Here is a 16,798-nt window from a genome sequence, read left to right as displayed (position 1 = left end):
GGCCGGCTTGACCTGCCCGGCTGGAACCCGCCGGGCAAGCCCCCGGCGGCGCGGTGCTCCGAGCCCGGGTGGCGGCCCGGGCCTCCGCGGGTGCGGCCCCACCGGGCGGCGGCCCGCGCCCCAACTCTGCGGCTCCCGCCCCTGCCAGGCGGCAGCCCCGGCCCGGGCCCCGGCCTCCGCCCGGCCTCGGCCGGACCGGGCTGCGCGGCCCCGCCCCTGCCGAACTTGCGTGGCCCCGGGCCCCGTTGGTTCAGATCGCGTCGGCGAGGACCAGGGCGTGGATGCGGTCCGGCGCCCCGGGGCGGGCGTAGTACCAGCCCTGGGCCGTGTCGCAGCCCAGCTCGCGCAGTTGCTCCGCCTGGGCGCCGGTCTCCACGCCCTCCACGGTCACGGCGAGTTCGAGACTGTGCGCCAGCGACACGATGCCCTCGACGATCTTCAGGTCGACGGGGTCGGCGGGGTGCTGCTGCATCCCCTGCGTGAAGGAACGATCCAGCTTCAGCACACTCACCGGCAGCCGGCGCAGATTGGCCAGGTTCGAGTAGCCGGTGCCGAAATCGTCGAGCGCTATGTCCACGCCCATCTCGGCGAGTTGGCGCAGCGGCTTGAGCAGGTCCTCGTCGGCTCCGATGAGCGCGGACTCGGTGACCTCCAGGCACAGCGCGCCCGGCTCCAGCCCCGAGCGCTCCAGCACGTCGACCGTGTCCGCGACGAGCCCGGGATGCTGGAGCTGGGCCGGGGAGAGATTGACGTTGATGCGCAGCGGGCCGCCGTCGGTGTGCCGTCTGCTCCAGTACCGTGCCTGCCGTACAGCCTCCTGGAGCACCCAGCGCCCGAGCGGCACGATCAGCCCGGTGCGCTCGGCGAGCGGGATGAAGCGGTCGGGGCCGAGCACGCCGTACTGCGGGTGGCACCAGCGCACGAGTGCCTCGGCGCCGTGCACACTGCCGTCGCCGAGATGGACGAGCGGCTGGTACTCGATGAAGAACTCGCCGCGCTCCAGCGCGGCGGGCAGCGCATTGGTCAGCCCGTGCCGGGTGATGGCGCGGGCGTCGGCCTCCGGGTCGGCCAGCTCGAAGCGGTTGCCGCCCGCCGACTTGGCCCGGTACATGGTGATGTCGGCGCTGCGCAGCACCTCGGCGCTGGTCCGCTCGCCCGCCGGGCCCTCGACGATGCCGATGCTGCCGCGCACGGTGAACTCGCGTCCGTCGATGGTGACCGGCGAGGCGAGCGAGCCGAGGATGCGGGCGGCGAGCTCGTCGACCTCGCGCTCGGTGTCGGGGCCCGTGGTCAGCGCGACGAACTCGTCCCCGCCGAGCCGGGCGACCATCTCGCCCGGTGCGGTGGCGCAGCTCTGCAGCCGGTCGGCGACCTCCACGAGCAGCCGGTCTCCGGTCGCGTGTCCGAGGCTGTCGTTGATGGCCTTGAAGCCGTCGAGGTCGAGGTAGCACAGCCCGAAGCGGGCGCCCTCGCCGGCCGACAGGGCCTTCTCGAGCCGCTCGACGAACAGGGTGCGGTTGGGCAGACCCGTCAGCGCGTCGTGCGTGGCCTCGTAGCGCAGCCGGAGGTTGAGCAGCCGGCGCTCCGTGGTGTCCTCCAGGAGTGCCAGCTGGTACTGCGGGGCTCCTTCGGCGTCGCGCAGCAGCGAGACGGTGAGGTTGGTCCACAGAACCGTTCCGTCGTTGCGGTAGAACGGCTTCTCTATCCGGTAGTGCTCGCGCTCGCCGCGCACCAGTTCCCCGTAGAGCTCCCACACCTGGGGCCGGTCCTCGGGGTGCACCCACTCGGTGACCCTGCGGCTGCGCACATGGTGTTCGAGACCGCCGAACATCTGCATGAGGGTGTCGTTGACCTCCAGCAGATTGCCGTCGAGGTCGGCGATCCCGATGCCGATCGCGGCCCCGTCGAACACCGCCCGGAAGCGGACCTCGGTGGCGTGCATCGCCTCCAGGGCGTCGTTGCGCGCGAGGAGCGAGGAGCGGGCGATGGACTCCTGCTCGGCCAGGGTGCGTTCGCGCAGCGCCGCCGCGAACCCGGCGGCGACGGCGTGCTGGAGCCGGGCGCAGCGCGCCCTGTTCTCCTCGGCGGTCTGCTCCTGGTCGCCGCAGTACAGCACGAGGTAGGAGTCGACGACGCCGAGCGTGCGGCTCAGCGCGTCGGGGTCCGTGCAGTGGGCGTCGACGAGCGCCCTGCCGATCCGCTGCGCGCCCTGCGCGTCGAACGTGCGCTCGCGCAGCACGCGGCTCAGGTCACGTGCGAGCGGCAGCAGATGCTGTTCGAACTCGGGCCGGGTCAGCGACGTGGCCGTCACCGGGAAGACGGCCCGGCTCCAGATCGTCGCGAACCGCCTGAGTCTGTCCTCAAGAGCGTCCGGCTCCGCATCGGCACCGGGCGCCTGCGACGACGGCTTCACGCCTTGCGCCCCACCCCGGAGAAGCCCGAGAAGGCATATGGGTCCTCCTGGTCGACGGGGCTGTCGGGCCGCCAGTGGGGCATGGCGACCAGTCCGGGCTCGACCATTTCGTATCCTTCGAAGAAGGCCGCGATCTCCTCGCGGGTGCGCATGACCAGGGGGTTGCGGATCTCCTCGTAGACGGCGACCGCGCCGCCGGCCGTGTCCTCGGGGACCGGTACCCCCTCGTACGAGGCGTGGGTGAGGATCAGCAGACTGCCCGGCGCGAGCGCCTCGCGCAGTTCCGCCACCGCCGCGTACGGATCGTCCGCGTCCTCGAGGAAGTGGAGTACGGCCACGAGCAGCAGGGCCACCGGCCGCTCCAGGTCGAGCAGGTCGGTGACCTCGGGGCTGTCGAGGATCTGCCGTGGCTTGCGCAGGTCGGCGCAGAGCACGCCCGCCCGCTCGTCCTCGGCGAGGAGGCTCTGGCTGTGGGCGACGGCCACGGCGTCGTGGTCGACATAGACGACCCGGGCCTCGGGGTCCGCCGCGCGGGCCACTTCGTGCACATTGCCGAACGTGGGAATGCCGGAGCCGATGTCGAGGAACTGGCCGATGCCCTCGGCGGCGGCGTAATTCACCGCTCTGCGCATGAACGCACGGTTCGCCTGCATGATCTTGGGGAGGCCCGGCATGAAGCGCATCGCCTTGCGTGCCGCTTCCCGGTCGGCCTCGAAATTGTGCGAGCCGCCCAGGTAGAAGTCGTAAATGCGGGACACGCTCGGCACCGATATGTCGATGCTCTGCGGGGCCCAGGCGGGACGCTCCATCGATGTCTCCAACAAGTCGCCACGGCGGATCGGCCATGTCCATGGCCAGCGTTCGAGCCGAGGCTACTGATCGCCCGCCAAGAGGGCGAGCCCAAACGGAAATTAGCGGTCCGTTCTTGGTCACACGTCTTCGTCATGTACACGGGTCATGACCGTTCGTCACGGGCCCGGGGCACGGTCGCCCCGCACATGCGACCGGCCCGCCTCACCCCGGAGGGTGTGAGGCGGGCCGGCGGGGGCCTTTCCCGAGGAATGCCCCCGTGGCCGGGCGCGTTGTGGGGACTACTTGGGCGCTCCGACCGGCTTGCCCTCCGGCGACACGGCGTACCAGGTGCCGCCGACGCCCTGGCCGTTGGTGTCACCGGGCTTTGCGTCGCCGGAGAAGGTGTAGATGGGCCAGCAGTCGATGGTCTGCTGCTTGATTCCGTCGGGCCGGTCGAAGGTGACGAAGCCCTTCTTGAGGATTCCCACAGTGTCGTTCTTGTCGACGGGCTCGACGACGGGCCACTTCTCGAGGCAGTCGCCGGTGCAGGCCGTCTTCATGGGCCAGGCGGAGTCCTTCATGAAGCGGTAGACGGTCATGCCGTTCTTGTCGACGACGATCTCGCCGAGCTTGGGGTCGTTGCGTACGGACAGGCCCGCGAGATCCGCCGCCTCGCCTCCCTCCGCACCGCCGCCCTCCGCACCGCCGTCCTCGGCACCGCCGCCGGGCGCCGCCTTCTTGCCGTCGGGGGCGGACGCGTACCAGGTGCCGCCGACGCCCTGGCCGTTGACGTCACCGGCCTTGGTGTCCTTGGCGTAGCGGTACATGGGCCAGCCGCCGATGGTGAGCTGCTTGGTGCCGTCCGCCCTGGTCACCTCGCCGATGAGGGACGGGTCGACGCCCGGCGCCGCGGTCGCGCCGCCGGCGGCCACGACGGGCCATGCCTTCGCGCAGTCGCCCTCGCAGTTGGACTTCGGCGGCTTGGCGGTGTCCTTGTCGAACCGGTAGAGCGTGAAGCCCGCGCTGTCCGTGACGACCTTGCCGAGGTCCTTGCTCTCCCAGACGGCGAGCTGGCCCGCGGGCTTCGCCGCGGCCGCCTCTCCCCCGGCGTCGGAGCCGTACCCGGCGTCCGCTCCGTAGCCTCCGCTGCCGGGCTGCGCGGGATTCGCGGCGCCCACCGCCTGGCCGTTGGGGGTTTCGGTGCCCTGGTCCTGACCGCACGCCGTCGTCAGCGCGAGTACGGCCGCCGCAGTCACCGCGAGCGAGGCGTTCCGCCAGGTGTTCATGTCCACTCCCGTAGTTCTTCCAGCCGGTTCCGGCGCCTGGGGGCGCCGTTCATGGCCCTAGGTACGGACGGGAGAGCGACCCGTGTTCAATGCCCGGGAAAAAATCTTCGAAGCGGTGGACACGAATGGTGGAAATCCTATGGGCACCAGGCGAATTCACCCCAGGACGGCCGCATGGGAATTGGCTTGAACTCAACTGAACCATGCAGCCCATCTATCACTCCGGTGCCGCGCACATCAGCGGAGGCGGTCGAGTACGGCCGCACCGTGTGCTCCGTCGGCACTGCCCTTGCGCCCGGAATGCCGTTCAGCCGGTGCGCGTCCCGCAGGATCGCCCCTCTTCGAGCGGGTCGCCGTCGGGAAGCCGCTCCGGTCCGGATCACGGCCGCGACCCCTTTCTCATCCGCGGCCGTGACAGGCACCGCGACACGCGGGCGCTTCCCCCGGTCGGCGCAGCGTCATGCCCCATTTGCCCTACACCGATCGCGTACGTCCCACGCCGCTCTTAGCGTTTCGGTGATCGAGGAGCACTCCCCGACCTGTGCGGAACGGTTCCGCTACTGCTCCTCGGGGACCCGGAGGTCCGACCATGCGCGCGATACGTGCCGCGTCCGCCGCTCTGCTCGGAGCGGCCGCACTCGCCCTGACCGCTCCCACCGCAGCGTTCGCCGTCAACAACACGCCGTACGACTTCCGCGTGACGCCCTCGTCCGTCGCCCCGGGGGGCCGCGTCACCCTCACCGCGGGCGGCTGCCCGAGCACGACCACCGTGACGTCCGGTGTCTTCGACACCGTCACCATCCCCCAGAACGGCGCGGCCACGGCCGTGGTCGACTGGGACGCCAAGCCGGGCGCCGTGTACTCGGTCCAGTTCAATTGCATCGGACGGATCGGCACCCTCGACCTGCGGATCTCCGGTGGCACGGCCACGCCGACCGCGGGCTCCACCACGACCGTCGCCCCCTCGGGTGTACGCGGCGGCATCGGCGGCAGCTTCAAGGACATGAACACCGCCGAGATCGCGGCGGGCGGTGCGCTGGTCGCGGCCGCCGCCACGGCGACCGTCTTCGTCGTCCGCAGGCGCTCGGCGGATCGCCGTCACTGATGGGCGGCACCCGCCCTGCCGCACCCGCGCCGTACCGGCTTCCCGGTCGGACCCAACCGCCCGTCGCCCCGAGTCCTGCGCGGGACTCGGGGCGACGGGCGGTTGGGTCCGACCGGGAGGTTCGGCCGGTCAGGCCTGACCGCTGACCGTGCGGCGGCGGCGGGCGATGAAGATGCAGCCGCCGACGGCCGCCGTGGCGACCAGGCCGGCACCGACCGCCATCTCGGCGGTGGTGGGCCCGATCGATCCGCCGAGACCGCCCGCCGCACCGCGTCCGGGGATCACGGTGAACGAGGCGCTGGCGGTCCGCGGACTGTCGTTGCACCGGACTGTCAGGTGGTAGCTGCCCGGCGCGGCGTTGTTGCGGACGCGGGCGATGGCCGTGGCCGTGCCCGTGCCCGCGAACTGGTCGCGGTTACCGCCGCCATCACCACCGCGGCCGCCATCGCCATTACCACCACGGCCACCATCGCCATTACCACCACGGCCACCATCTCCATTACCACCACGGCCGCCATCACCGTCACCACCGCGACCACCGCCGCCATCACCACCGCGGCCACCATCTCCGTCACCACCGCGGCCGCCATCACCGTCACCACCGCGACCACCATCTCCGTCACCACCGCGACCACCGCCGCCATCACCACCGCGACCACCATCTCCGTCACCACCGCGGCCGCCATCGCCGTCACCACCGCGACCACCATCTCCGTCACCACCGCGGCCACCGCCGCCGTCATCACCGCGGTCGTCGCGGTCGTCGCGGTCGTCGCGATCGTTGCGGTCGGCGCGGCCGCCGCGGTCCCCGCGGTCCCCGCGGTCGCTGCGGGAGAGCACGGCGTCGGGGAAGGCGTTCGAGCTGACGACGCCACCGCGGTGGCAGCCGTCGACGGTGATCGTCAGGGTCCCCCCTGGAAACACACGGGACGGGCTGACGTGGACGTTCCTCGGGCCGTCGCCACCGCCGGCGGCGGCCAGCGGAGCGCAGAGCCCGACGGCCGCGAAGGCGGTCGCGGTCACCGCGAAGGCGCGTGTAGCACGCATCGTTGAACCTCCAGCGGAAGACGCTCCGGAGCGGCGCTCCGGGATATTCGACGAGTACGCCTCCCATGACGAACCCTCACTGCGAGGGACATCTGCCGCATTTCGGCCTTGGTCCACCCCGGTGAGGCGACACGCCGTGCATGCCGCCTGCCGCCTGATGGAGCCGCAGGTCACAGACCGTCAGAAATTTTTATCTGCCGATTACCCGGATGGGCCACCCCGAGTGGCCGTCGCCACCCGTTCGCCTTTCCCTTCTCGCAGCCTCCGCGGACCGCACTTAGCGTGACCGCATGCGCACAAAGGGGAGAACCATGGGCCAGGACAGCTACGGCTCGGAGCCGAGGCGACGCTCACCCTGGGGCGTGCTGGCCCTTGTCATGCTCAGCGGGATCGCGCTGATGAGGAACGGCGCCGACGTGGGGATCGGGCCGCCGCAGCCCGCGGCCGCGGCGTCGCTCGCGGGCCGCGCGGGCGAGACGTTCCTGCCCGTGCCGCTCGAACCGCTGCCGTACGCGCCGCCGGCCCGGGTGCGCATCCCCTCGATCAAGGTGGACGCGCCCATCATGGACGTGGGCCTGGACGAGAAGGGGTGGATCGCGGCGCCCCCGCCGCAGGACCCCAATCTCGGCGGCTGGTACCAGAACGGCGTGGCCCCCGGCCAGCGTGGCACGGCCGTGATCGTCGGGCACGTCGACAACCAGGCCGGCCCGGCGGTCTTCTACGGTCTCGGCACGGTGAAGCCGGGTCACTTGGTGGAGGTGCCGCGGCTGGACGGGCGGACGGCGGTCTTCGAGGTGTACGGCGTGGAGGTGTTCTCCAAGACGGACTTCCCCGGGGTCCGCGTCTACGGCGACACCGGTTCGCCCGAACTGCGCGTCATCACCTGCGGGGGCGGCTACTCCAAGGTGCACGGCTACGACGGCAATGTCGTCGTCTTCGCCCGGATGGTCAAGACCTACTGAGCCGCCGCCCGTTACCGCCCCCGCGACCCGGCCCGGGGGCGGCCGTCCGCACGTGCGCGGCCGGCTTCCCGCTCAGCGGCGCGGGACGGTCATGCGGTACCCGTCGTCCAGCAGCTCGGGCAGGTACCTGCGCAGGGCCGCGACGCTCTGGGAGCGGTTGCCGCCCGCGTCGTGGGAAAGCACGACGACACCCGGGGCCGCGCCCTCCAGCACCCTCCGGATGATGGTGCGGGTGCCCGGCTCCGTCCAGTCCAGGGTGTCGAGGGTCCAGGCGAGCGGTTCCATGCCGAGTTCGGCGCCGATCTCGAAGGAGTGCCGGTTCCAGGCTCCGTAGGGTGCCCGGTACCACAGCGGTGCGGCGCCCACGGCCTGCTCGACGACCTCGCTGGTGCTGCCGAGTTCGTCCCGGATCCGCGAGGGCGCGAGGCCCGGGACGAGGGGGTGGGACCATGTGTGGTTGCCGATCACATGGCCGTCGTCGGCCATCTTGCGCAGCAGATCCGGGTGCTGCGTGGCCATCTCCCCGCAGACGAAGAACATCGCCTGCACGCCGTGTTCGCGCAAAGTCGCCAGGATGGCGGGGGTGTACCGCGGGTCGGGCCCGTCGTCGAAGGTGAGCACCATCGTGCGGTCCTTCGCGGGCACCCGGAGAAAGGGTCTCGAACGCACCGGCGGTGCCGCGCGCCGCAGGCCGGTGGGCACGTACGCGGTCATGGGCCGGAGCCGGTAGGACGACGCCTGCGGAAGCCGCGCCGCGGTCCGCGGGCTCGCGCCGCGGCCGGGCGGTGCGGGGGCGGGCGAGGGCGCGGTACGCCCGGGTGCCGTGGTCCGCTCGGTGGCGAACAGCCCGCCGACGACAGCGGCACCGCCGAGGCAGGCGGCGAGGCGGAGCACCGAGCGGCGTCCGCGGAGCAGCTGATCCTTGTCCATGGCCCATGGCTCACACCTCCGATCCACCGGGTAACCGATCGACACCGTATTGCTGGGCGGAATGACCCGATGGGAGCAGCGCCGCCCGCCGGACGCGGGTACCGGGGGGACGGGCCCGAGGACGGCCGTCCGGCCGGGGGGTTCTGGCCTCGGTGGCGTGACCGAGCATGCGTCTCACCGGTTCGAACGCCGCACGGACGGGCCCGACGTGATCCTCGTCGTGCCTGGAACCATCCCATGCCGCTGTGGCGCGAAGCACCGCAGCTCCCTACTGGAGTGCGAACCTCCGTCGGCAACAGCCTAGTTGGCGAAATCGGCAGGTCACCGACCTGCCCGCCGCTCGGAAGGATCGTCGCCGGACGGACATGAGTGCCGTCAAACCCGCCGGAGCGATCCAGGAGGAATCTTCCGACTTGCGGGCGGGAGAGAGATTCGAGTCCAGCCGGTGATGCCGGCAGGTGCGGCGCCCGGTCGTGCCGGTGGCCGACACGACCGGGGAGACCGCCGCAATGTCTGGCCGCCGGGACGCTTACTGGCGGCCGAGCGGCGGGTCACCGGATCGTCGGCTCGGTCGCGGTGCGGCTGGTGAAGGCGGGCCGGTGGCCGGTCACCGTCGTCCCGCAAGGACGGCCGGTGGCCGGGGCCCTCAGCGGCCCATGGTGAGGCCGTCGTGCCGTGCGCCACGGCCGAGCACCGCGGCGCTGATGTCGGCGAGGGCCGTGCGGTAGTCCTCGCGTCCGGGGTCCGTCCGCAGCGCCTCGGGCAGGTTGACGACGCGTCCTGCGACGGTGTCCATCCCTTGCGGGACGAACTCCGCCCGTGTCACCTCCCAGCGCCCGGACGGTTTCGCCGGTGGCGAGAAGGTGAAGCGGCCGATGGAGCCCTGGTTGCCGCGGGGGTCGTAAAACCCGGCGTGGTTGATCATCGCTCCGGCGATCTGGTCGCCCATCCCGTAGACGATCCAGGTGCCGTTCACCTTCTCGTACGCCTGCGGGACATGGGCGTGTGTGCCGAGGATCAGGTCGATGTCGGGGCGTCCGGCGGTGTCCGACGCGGTGAGCGCGCGGCCGAGGGTGAGCTGCTGTTCGTCGGGGGCGGTCTGCCATTCGGTGCCCCAGTGCAGGCTGACCACGACGACGTCGGCGCCGGCCCGGCGGGCGGCCCGTGCGTCGTCGACGATCTTCTGCTCGTCGATGAGCTCGACCGTCCAGGGCCGGTCCAGGGGGAGCGGGATGCCGTTGGTGCCGTAGGTGTAGGCGAGGTGCGCGATGTCGGCGCCGCCCGCCGTCAGTCTGGCGGGCCGCCCCGCCTCGGCTTCCGTACGGGCGGAGCCCGCGTGTTTCACGCCCGCCCGGTCGAGGGCGTCCAGAGTGCGCCGCACTCCTTCCGTGCCGTCGTCGAGGGAGTGGTTGGAGGCGGTGGAGCAGGAGTCGTAGCCCGTGGCCGCCAGTGCCGGGGCGATCTCGGGCGGGGACTTGAAGGTGGGGTAGCCGCTGTAGTCGCCCCGCTCGCCGTAGACCGTCTCCATGTGGCAGAGGGCGAGGTCGGCGCGTGAGACGACCGGCCTGACCCCGGCGAGCATGGGGCGGAAGTCGTAGCCGTTGCCGCCGGCGTCGCGCCGGGCCTGCTCGATCACGGTGTTGTGCGGGAGGACGTCGCCGCTGGCGACGAGGGTGAAGGGGCGGGGCGCGCGGGCGGAGCCGCCCGTGGCGGAGGGGGCGGTCCCGTCGGCGCGCGGCGGGGCGGGCCGGTCGGTGCATCCGGCCAGGGCCGCGAGCAGCAGGGCGGACAGGGCGGTCGTCGTCTGTCTCGGGCGTGGTCCGCGTCGTGCGGGGGGTGTACGGGGCATGCCGAACAGCCTCCATATTGTGCGATTTCATACTTATCGGGCCTCCTGAATCCACAGGGCACCCCGGGCCGAGTCAAGCGACGGAGCCGTGATGTCCCCGGAACGGCCCTCGTCCGTCCGGCGGCGTGAGGCGGCCGCCGGTCCGGCCGACCGCTCGCCGCACCACTCGCCGCTCGGTGCGACCGTTCGTCGACGACCGCAGTACGGCGTCTGTCGCTGTGCGCCCGGATGCGTTCGTATACGGCACGTGGCAGCGACCGACGGGTGAAAGGGTGTTTGGCGATGGCAACGGCGACCGCGACGACCGACGAGCGGGCCATGGCGGACCTGCAGCGTGACCACGGCCCCGCCCTGATGAGCTTTCTGCTCGGCCTCACCTACGGGGACCAGCAGCGCGCCGAGGACCTGCTCCAGGAGACGCTGGTGCGTGCGTGGCAGCACCCGGAGGCGTTCGAGGGCCCGTATGAGTCGATGCGGCCCTGGCTCTTCACCGTCGGCCGCCGCCTCGCCATCGACGCCCGGCGCTCCCGGCTCGCGCGCCCCACGGAGATCGGCGACGGCGTCCTCGCCACCACACCGGACCCGGCCGACCCAAGCGAGAGCGCGGCCCTGGCCCTCGACGTCCGCGCCGCGATCGGCTCGCTGAGCCCCGAGCACCGAGCCGTGCTCGTGCAGATCTACTTCCGCGGGCTCAGCGTGAACGAGGCCGCGCACGCGCTCGGCATTCCGCCCGGGACGGTCAAGTCGCGCTCGCACTACGCGCTGCGCGCCCTGGCCCGGTGCCTGCCCGGCTACAGCAGGCGCCCCGTCCCGTCCGCCCCACCCGCCCCGGTGCAGCGCGTCTCCCCCACGGACCACGACCACGGCGTGTCCGTATGCCAAACGTCACGCCGGAGTTGAGCAAAGAAGCGCCCCCGGCCGTGTTCGACGGAGGAGGCTCGTCATCGAGACCCGGACACGGTCGAGAGGAAGTGGGTGGACGGCGTGCAGCGCGAGAGTGCGAACGGCACCGGGGGACCGGGGCTGGCAGTCCCCATGGCGTGGCTGTGCGCCGAGTACACGGCCGAGGAGATGCTGCGGGCCGGCGCGCTCGTGGAGTACGGCTCCCTGGAGTTCCGTGCGGGGCGCCTGACCCTGGCACTGACGATCCACCTGTGCGACGGCCCGGGGCCGCCGGACGCGGTGCGCTCGGCGGCCACGATCGACGAGTGGCTGTCGCTGACGTCCTACGGGCATCCGTGGCAGGAGTGGGTCGAGGAGCGGCTCGCCTCCCGGGCGGCCCGTGAACGGCACGGCGGACCGGACCCCGATCTGGCCCTCGCGTCCGCCGCCTGGGACTGGCTGCGTGCCACCGAACTGCTCGCGGACGACCTCGGGGACCCGGAGCCGTGGCATCCGGCCCTCCCGCTCGTCGGCGGCGGGGAGGAGGCGGGCAAGGTGTGGACGCCGGCCTGGCAGCTGGGGCTGCCACTGGGCCATCTGGCGATCCACCTGTGGTGACGCCCGCGGGACGGACGTGACGCTGCGTCCTCAGTCGGCGCGCCGGACCGCCGAGGAGTGGACGCCCGCGCGGTACTTGGGGATCCGGATCGTGATCTTCATGCCGGCGCCGACGGCCGTCTCGATGACGAGCCCGTAGTCGTCGCCGTACACCTGGCGCAGCCGTTCGTCGACGTTCAGCAGGCCGATGCCCGACGAGGTGGACCGCTCCCCCGCCAGGACGGCGCGCAGCACATCGGGGTCCATGCCCACGCCGTCGTCCTCGATCGTCACCGTGGCCTCCGGGCCGGCGTCCTGCGCCGCGATCATGATCCGGCACTCGTGCCGGGAGTCCTCCAGGCCGTGCTTGACGGCGTTCTCGACGAGCGGCTGCAGGCACAGGAACGGCAGGGTCACCGGGAGCACCTCGGGGGCGACCTGCAACGTCACCTTCAGCCGGTCGCCGAAGCGGGCGCCCGCGAGCGCCAGATACTGCTCAATGCAGCGCAGCTCGTCCGCGAGGTGGGTGAACTCGCCGTGCCGGCGGAAGGAGTAGCGGGTGAAGTCGGCGAACTCCAGCAGCAGATCGCGGGCACGCTCCGGGTCCGTCCGGACGAACGAGGCGATCGCGGCGAGCGAGTTGAAGATGAAGTGCGGGGAGATCTGGGCGCGCAGGGCGCGGATCTCCGCCTCGATCAGCCGGGTGCGGGAGCGGTCGAGTTCGGCCAGCTCCAGTTGCACGGAGACCCAGCGGGCGACCTCGGTCGCCGCCCGCACCAGCACGGCCGACTCGCGCGAGCCGTAGGCCACCAGGGCGCCGAGCACGCCCTCCTCGCCGGTCAGCGGCGCGATGACCACCCAGCGCAGCGGGCACTCCAGGTCGTCGCACTCGGAGCGCACGCTCTGGCTGCGCCCCGAGTCCAGGACCTGGGCCACCCGCACCATCACCTGCCGCTCGTGGTGGTCGGCGCCGGATCCGTCCCAGGCGAGGACCCGGTCGCGATCGGTCAGGCACAGGGCCTCGGTGCCGAGGAGGGAACGCAGCCGCCGTGCCGCCTTGCGCGCCGTGTCCTCGGTCAGCCCCGCGCGCAGCGGCGGGGCGGCGAGGGAGGCGGTGTGCAGCGTGTGGAAGGTGGCGTGCTCGACGGGCGTGCCGAGGTCGAGGTCCGGCCGCACGCCGCGCCGGGCACCGGCCCTGCCCAGGGCGAGGCCCAGCGCGACCCCGACGGCGAGCAGCACCGCCCCCGCCGCGGCCAGCGCGGCCGCTTCCGTACCGGTCATCGCTCGGCTCCTTCGGGCTGCGGGCGGCCTGCGAGGTCCTCGGGGAGGTGCAGCCGGGCGAGGATCGCGGCGGCGCCGGCGGGTATGTGGCGCGCGGTGGCCAGCGAGACGGCCACCATCGTCAGGAAGCCGAGCGGTACGGACCACAGCGCGGGCCATGCCATCAGCGTGTGCGGCCAGCCGTCCGGGGCGAGACCCGCCCGTGTGGCCATGACCGCGGTCAGGGCCGCGCCGCCACCGAGGACCAGGCCGGCGGCGGCTCCGGGCGGGGTGAGCCGGCGCCACCAGATGCCCAGCACGAGCAGCGGGCAGAAGGACGACGCGGCCACGGCAAACGCGAGCCCGACCGCGTCGGCGACCGGCACATTGCTCGTCACCACGGACAGCCCCAGCGGGACGGCCATGGCGACCAGGGTCGCGAGCCGGAAGTGCCGTACGCCGCGCGAGGGCAGGACGTCCTGGTTGATGACCCCGGCCACGGACATCGTGAGCCCGGACGCGGTGGACAGGAAGGCGGCGAAGGCCCCGCCCGCCAGCAGCGCGCCGAGCAGCTCCCCCGCGAGCCCGCCGATCACCCGCTCGGGGAGCACGAGCACGGCGGCGTCGGCGGCGCCGGTCAACGCCAGTTCGGGCGCGTACACGCGGCCGAGGACCCCGTAGACGGGGGGCAGCAGATAGAAGGCGCCGATCAGGCCAAGCACGACGAGGGTGGTGCGGCGGGCGGCCCGGCCGTTGGGGCTGGTGTAGAAGCGGACGGCGACGTGGGGCAGGCCCATGGTGCCGAGGAACGTGGCGACGATGAGCCCGTACGTCGCGTACAGCTGGTAGCCGTCCCGCCCGCCGGACAGGGGCTGGGACCAGCTGACCGGGTCGGTGCCGGAGCCGGTCCGTTCGGGCACCTCCGCGCCCTTCGGCAGCCGCAGCACGGTCCCCGCCTCGATGCGGTGGATGCCCTCGCCGAGCGTGACCTTCTCGCCGTGGTGGCGGGTGCTGTCGACCGCGCCGGTCACGGAGAGGGTGAGCGGTCCGTCGAGGTCGACGCGTACGGTGTCGCCGATCCGGACGTCGGTGGCCTCGCGGAGCACCGCGGGCGCGTCGAAGCGGGCGCGGGGGGCGTCGTCGCCGACCCAGGCGGCGGCAAGGAACAGGGCGGGCACCAGCAGCGCGGTCAGCTTCAGCCAGTACTGGAAGGCCTGGACGAAGGTGATGCTGCGCATCCCGCCGGCCGCGACGGCACCGGTGACAACGACGGCCACGACGAGGGAGCCGAGCCAGTCCGGGGCGCCGGTGAGGATCTCCAGGGTCAGCCCTGCGCCCTGCAGCTGGGGCAGCAGGTACAGCCAGCCGATGCCGACGACGAACAGGGACGCCAGCCTGCGGACGGCGGCGGACTCCAGGCGGGCCTCGGCGAAGTCGGAGAGCGTGTAGGCGCCCGAGCGGCGCAGCGGGGCGGCGACGAGCACGAGCAGGACGAGATAGCCGGCCGTGTAGCCGACCGGGTACCAGAGCATGTCCGGCCCCTGGAGCAGGACCAGCCCGGCTATCCCGAGGAAGGAGGCCGCGGACAGGTATTCGCCACTGATCGCCGCCGCGTTGAGGCCGGGCTTGACCGTGCGCGAGGCGACGTAGAAGTCGGAGGTGGTGCGGGATATGCGCAGGCCGAGGGCGCCGATGAGGACGGTGGCGAGCACCACGACGGTGACCGCGGCCACCGCGTAGGTCTGGTTCACGGTCAGCGGCCTTCGACGAGCCTGGTGAAGTCGCGCTCGTTGCGCTCGGCCCGGCGCACGTACCGGCGGGCGACCAGCCACATGACGGGGTAGACGCCGAAGCCGAGGGCGGCCCAGACGAAGGGGGCCGGGGAGCCGGACGGCCCGCCGAGGGCGGCGGGCAGGGCGAACAGCAGCGGCAGCGTACCGACGAGAACCGCGAGGGCGCCGAGGGCCCAGAGCGCGGCCCGCAGCTGGCTGCGCATCAAGGAGCGCACGTAGGTGGTGCCGAGCGTGGTCTGCTCGCTGATCTCGTACCGCGCGGGCGCGTGCCCGGGAGGCCGCCGGGCGGCCCGTGGCACCCCGGTGACCACCTCGCGGCGCGGGGGCTGCTCTGCTGACATGTTCCGTCCGCTCCAGCGTCTGTCGGCGAAGGCGGGTGGATGGGGAGTCTACGCAGCGTCGATCAGGCCCGGTAGGGGCGAGCCGTGAGAGCAGCCAGGGGGCCCTGCGGGTCCGGGGGCCGGTGCCGGTCAGTGGGTCCCGGGAGGCCGCCGGGTCAGCGGGTCCCGGGGCCGGCGCACGCGCTGAGGGCGATCTCCAGTTCCACGTACGACTCCTCCGCCCTGCGGAACGCCACCTCCAGAGCCGCTTCCGTACGCGGACCCGCGAGGCCCCTGGACGCCTCGCGGATGTCCTCCAGGACGTCCGCCCAGCGGCCCGCCGCGCTGCGGGCGACGGCGAGCAGCGCCTCCAGTTCGGCCGGGCCCGAGGGACGCGCCGAGGGCAGTCCGTTCAGTTCGTCCAGCAGTGCTTCGATGTCGGACATCAGGCCCCTTCTTCCCCCGGCGCGATCAAGGTTAGGGTCCGCGGCGCGGCGGCCGGGAGCGCGGTGGAGGGTGCCTCGCCCAGCGGGCCGGGTGCGTCGCCGTACGGCCCGCAGCCTGCGACGAACGGCCCCTCGCGGCCGTCGAACGGTCAGCCGCGGGCGTCCGGAGCCGGCCCGCCCGTGCCCTTGTGGCCACGCGGCAGCATCAGCAGGTCGCGCAGCTGGCGCGCATGGCGGCGGCTGACCGCCAGTTCGGCGGTGCCGACCCGGACGGTCGTCGTCCCGGCGTCCAGACGGAGTTCGTCGATGCGGCCGAGGGCGACGAGGTGGCTGCGGTGGATGCGTACGAAGCCCCGCGAGGCCCAGCGCTCCTCCAGCGTGGACAGCGGGATGCGCACCAGGTGGCTGCCCTCGGCCGTGTGGAGCCGCGCGTAGTCGCCCTGGGCCTCGACGTAGGTGATGTCGTCGACCGGTACGAATCGGGTCACACCACCCAGTTCGACCGGTATCTGCTCGGGGCCGGGCCCGGGCACGACCGTGGGCGGCGCGGCCGGCACGGGCTGGGCGCGCTGCGTGTCGCGCTGCGGCACGATCAGGTCCCGGACCCTGCGAACCGCCTCCGCCAGCCGTTCCCGCCGCACCGGCTTGAGCACGTAGTCGACGGCCTTGAGGTCGAAGGCCTGCACGGCGAAGCCCTCGTGCGCGGTGACGAACACGATCAGCGGCGGCCTGGCGAACCCGGCGAGGAGTCGCGCGACATCGAGCCCGGTCAGCCCGGCCATGTGGATGTCGAGGAAGACGACGTCGATGGCGTCGTCGCCGTCCGGCCCCGCCTCCAGTGCCCGTCCGATGCGCCGCAGCGCCTCGGTGGCGTCGGTGGCCCCTTCGGCGCTGCGGATCCGGGAGTCGGCCCGCAGGAGGTAGAGCAGTTCCTCGAGCGCCGGTTTCTCGTCGTCGACGGCCAGTACGCGCAGCATGGTGCGGAGTGTAGGCGTGCCTCGGGACCGGGACCACGTCCCCTTCCGGTACGGGTTTGCGATCGCGTCGGACGCCTCGGCCGCCGGGTTGAGCAGAGCGCCTTCCTGCTGCGTATTCCAGGGTGACCGCCCGTAACAT

Annotated in this window: 16 protein-coding genes; 5 read left to right on the top strand and 11 right to left on the bottom strand. The window is 72.6% G+C overall.

The annotated features are described in order from the left end of the window. Positions 1 to 250: 250 nt before the first annotated feature. The 3 genes from ACF08N_RS03645 to ACF08N_RS03635 all read right to left on the bottom strand — a co-directional run bounded on the left by ACF08N_RS03645 (position 251) and on the right by ACF08N_RS03635 (position 4,491). The gene (locus ACF08N_RS03645; protein ID WP_392322929.1) at positions 251 to 2,413 is read right to left on the bottom strand and encodes a putative bifunctional diguanylate cyclase/phosphodiesterase; all 2,163 of its coding nucleotides are present in this window, start codon (positions 2,411 to 2,413) and stop codon (positions 251 to 253) included. After that, the gene (locus ACF08N_RS03640) at positions 2,410 to 3,222 is read right to left on the bottom strand and encodes an SAM-dependent methyltransferase (RefSeq protein WP_392322928.1); all 813 of its coding nucleotides are present in this window, start codon (positions 3,220 to 3,222) and stop codon (positions 2,410 to 2,412) included. The genes ACF08N_RS03645 and ACF08N_RS03640 overlap by 4 nt, the downstream gene beginning before the upstream one ends. Before the next feature lie 282 nt (positions 3,223 to 3,504). After that, positions 3,505 to 4,491 (bottom strand): SCO0930 family lipoprotein, encoded by a 987-nt coding sequence (locus tag ACF08N_RS03635; RefSeq protein ID WP_392322927.1) that lies wholly within the window; start codon positions 4,489 to 4,491, stop codon positions 3,505 to 3,507. Between the two features lie 589 nt (positions 4,492 to 5,080). Between ACF08N_RS03635 and ACF08N_RS03630 the strand changes: the two genes are divergently transcribed. Continuing rightward, entirely contained in the window at positions 5,081 to 5,596 is a 516-nt protein-coding gene (locus ACF08N_RS03630; protein ID WP_392322926.1) for a hypothetical protein, read from the top strand. A 129-nt stretch (positions 5,597 to 5,725) separates the two neighbouring features. Here ACF08N_RS03630 and ACF08N_RS03625 read toward each other — a convergent pair whose 3' ends face one another. Next, positions 5,726 to 5,881, bottom strand: coding sequence for a hypothetical protein (locus ACF08N_RS03625; RefSeq protein WP_392322925.1), 156 nt, complete (start codon positions 5,879 to 5,881; stop codon positions 5,726 to 5,728). 51 nt (positions 5,882 to 5,932) lie between these two features. Here ACF08N_RS03625 and ACF08N_RS03620 point away from each other — a divergent pair, with 51 nt between their 5' ends. Together ACF08N_RS03620 and ACF08N_RS03615 are read left to right on the top strand one after the other, a co-directional pair. Next, positions 5,933 to 6,649 (top strand): hypothetical protein, encoded by a 717-nt coding sequence (locus ACF08N_RS03620; protein WP_392322924.1) that lies wholly within the window; start codon positions 5,933 to 5,935, stop codon positions 6,647 to 6,649. Between the two features lie 305 nt (positions 6,650 to 6,954). Next, entirely contained in the window at positions 6,955 to 7,605 is a 651-nt protein-coding gene (locus tag ACF08N_RS03615) for a class F sortase (RefSeq protein ID WP_392322923.1), read from the top strand. Between the two features lie 72 nt (positions 7,606 to 7,677). Here ACF08N_RS03615 and ACF08N_RS03610 read toward each other — a convergent pair whose 3' ends face one another. Then, complete coding sequence (locus tag ACF08N_RS03610; protein WP_392322922.1) at positions 7,678 to 8,535, bottom strand: polysaccharide deacetylase family protein; 858 nt, start codon at positions 8,533 to 8,535, stop codon at positions 7,678 to 7,680. 646 nt (positions 8,536 to 9,181) lie between these two features. Further along, complete coding sequence (locus ACF08N_RS03605; RefSeq protein ID WP_392322921.1) at positions 9,182 to 10,384, bottom strand: CapA family protein; 1,203 nt, start codon at positions 10,382 to 10,384, stop codon at positions 9,182 to 9,184. A 282-nt stretch (positions 10,385 to 10,666) separates the two neighbouring features. Here ACF08N_RS03605 and ACF08N_RS03600 point away from each other — a divergent pair, with 282 nt between their 5' ends. Further along, positions 10,667 to 11,284 (top strand): sigma-70 family RNA polymerase sigma factor, encoded by a 618-nt coding sequence (locus ACF08N_RS03600; RefSeq protein WP_392322920.1) that lies wholly within the window; start codon positions 10,667 to 10,669, stop codon positions 11,282 to 11,284. A 135-nt stretch (positions 11,285 to 11,419) separates the two neighbouring features. Beyond that, entirely contained in the window at positions 11,420 to 11,884 is a 465-nt protein-coding gene (locus ACF08N_RS03595) for a hypothetical protein (protein WP_392323416.1), read from the top strand. Between the two features lie 30 nt (positions 11,885 to 11,914). On the opposite strand, the gene ACF08N_RS03590 is transcribed toward ACF08N_RS03595, so the two are convergent. The 5 genes from ACF08N_RS03590 to ACF08N_RS03570 all read right to left on the bottom strand — a co-directional run bounded on the left by ACF08N_RS03590 (position 11,915) and on the right by ACF08N_RS03570 (position 16,659). Beyond that, positions 11,915 to 13,144: a sensor histidine kinase gene (locus ACF08N_RS03590; protein ID WP_392322919.1), complete on the bottom strand. Its 1,230-nt coding sequence runs from the start codon at positions 13,142 to 13,144 to the stop codon at positions 11,915 to 11,917. Continuing rightward, positions 13,141 to 14,874 (bottom strand): cation acetate symporter, encoded by a 1,734-nt coding sequence (locus ACF08N_RS03585; protein ID WP_392322918.1) that lies wholly within the window; start codon positions 14,872 to 14,874, stop codon positions 13,141 to 13,143. The genes ACF08N_RS03590 and ACF08N_RS03585 overlap by 4 nt, the downstream gene beginning before the upstream one ends. 2 nt (positions 14,875 to 14,876) lie before the next feature. Continuing rightward, complete coding sequence (locus ACF08N_RS03580; RefSeq protein WP_392322917.1) at positions 14,877 to 15,257, bottom strand: hypothetical protein; 381 nt, start codon at positions 15,255 to 15,257, stop codon at positions 14,877 to 14,879. A 155-nt stretch (positions 15,258 to 15,412) separates the two neighbouring features. After that, positions 15,413 to 15,682, bottom strand: a complete 270-nt coding sequence (locus tag ACF08N_RS03575; RefSeq protein ID WP_392322916.1) for a hypothetical protein — start codon at positions 15,680 to 15,682, stop codon at positions 15,413 to 15,415. Between the two features lie 149 nt (positions 15,683 to 15,831). Continuing rightward, entirely contained in the window at positions 15,832 to 16,659 is an 828-nt protein-coding gene (locus tag ACF08N_RS03570; RefSeq protein WP_392322915.1) for a LytR/AlgR family response regulator transcription factor, read from the bottom strand. Positions 16,660 to 16,798 lie beyond the last annotated feature (139 nt).

Origin of the sequence: Streptomyces sp. NPDC015127 (assembly GCF_043080095.1) — a bacterium.
Classification (GTDB): Bacteria; Actinomycetota; Actinomycetes; order Streptomycetales; family Streptomycetaceae; genus Streptomyces.
Note: the sequence above shows the minus strand (reverse complement) of the source record. Positions and strands in the feature narration are given on the sequence as shown.

Coding starts and splice junctions, on each gene's coding strand:
- ACF08N_RS03575 (WP_392322916.1), bottom strand. CDS start 15,682: ATGTCCGACATCGAAGCACTGCTGGACGAACTGAACGGACTGCCCTCG.
- ACF08N_RS03595 (WP_392323416.1), top strand. CDS start 11,420: ATGGCGTGGCTGTGCGCCGAGTACACGGCCGAGGAGATGCTGCGGGCC.
- ACF08N_RS03610 (WP_392322922.1), bottom strand. CDS start 8,535: ATGGACAAGGATCAGCTGCTCCGCGGACGCCGCTCGGTGCTCCGCCTC.
- ACF08N_RS03590 (WP_392322919.1), bottom strand. CDS start 13,144: ATGACCGGTACGGAAGCGGCCGCGCTGGCCGCGGCGGGGGCGGTGCTG.
- ACF08N_RS03605 (WP_392322921.1), bottom strand. CDS start 10,384: ATGCCCCGTACACCCCCCGCACGACGCGGACCACGCCCGAGACAGACG.
- ACF08N_RS03635 (WP_392322927.1), bottom strand. CDS start 4,491: ATGAACACCTGGCGGAACGCCTCGCTCGCGGTGACTGCGGCGGCCGTA.
- ACF08N_RS03570 (WP_392322915.1), bottom strand. CDS start 16,659: ATGCTGCGCGTACTGGCCGTCGACGACGAGAAACCGGCGCTCGAGGAA.
- ACF08N_RS03630 (WP_392322926.1), top strand. CDS start 5,081: ATGCGCGCGATACGTGCCGCGTCCGCCGCTCTGCTCGGAGCGGCCGCA.
- ACF08N_RS03640 (WP_392322928.1), bottom strand. CDS start 3,222: ATGGAGCGTCCCGCCTGGGCCCCGCAGAGCATCGACATATCGGTGCCG.
- ACF08N_RS03580 (WP_392322917.1), bottom strand. CDS start 15,257: ATGTCAGCAGAGCAGCCCCCGCGCCGCGAGGTGGTCACCGGGGTGCCA.
- ACF08N_RS03615 (WP_392322923.1), top strand. CDS start 6,955: ATGGGCCAGGACAGCTACGGCTCGGAGCCGAGGCGACGCTCACCCTGG.
- ACF08N_RS03600 (WP_392322920.1), top strand. CDS start 10,667: ATGGCAACGGCGACCGCGACGACCGACGAGCGGGCCATGGCGGACCTG.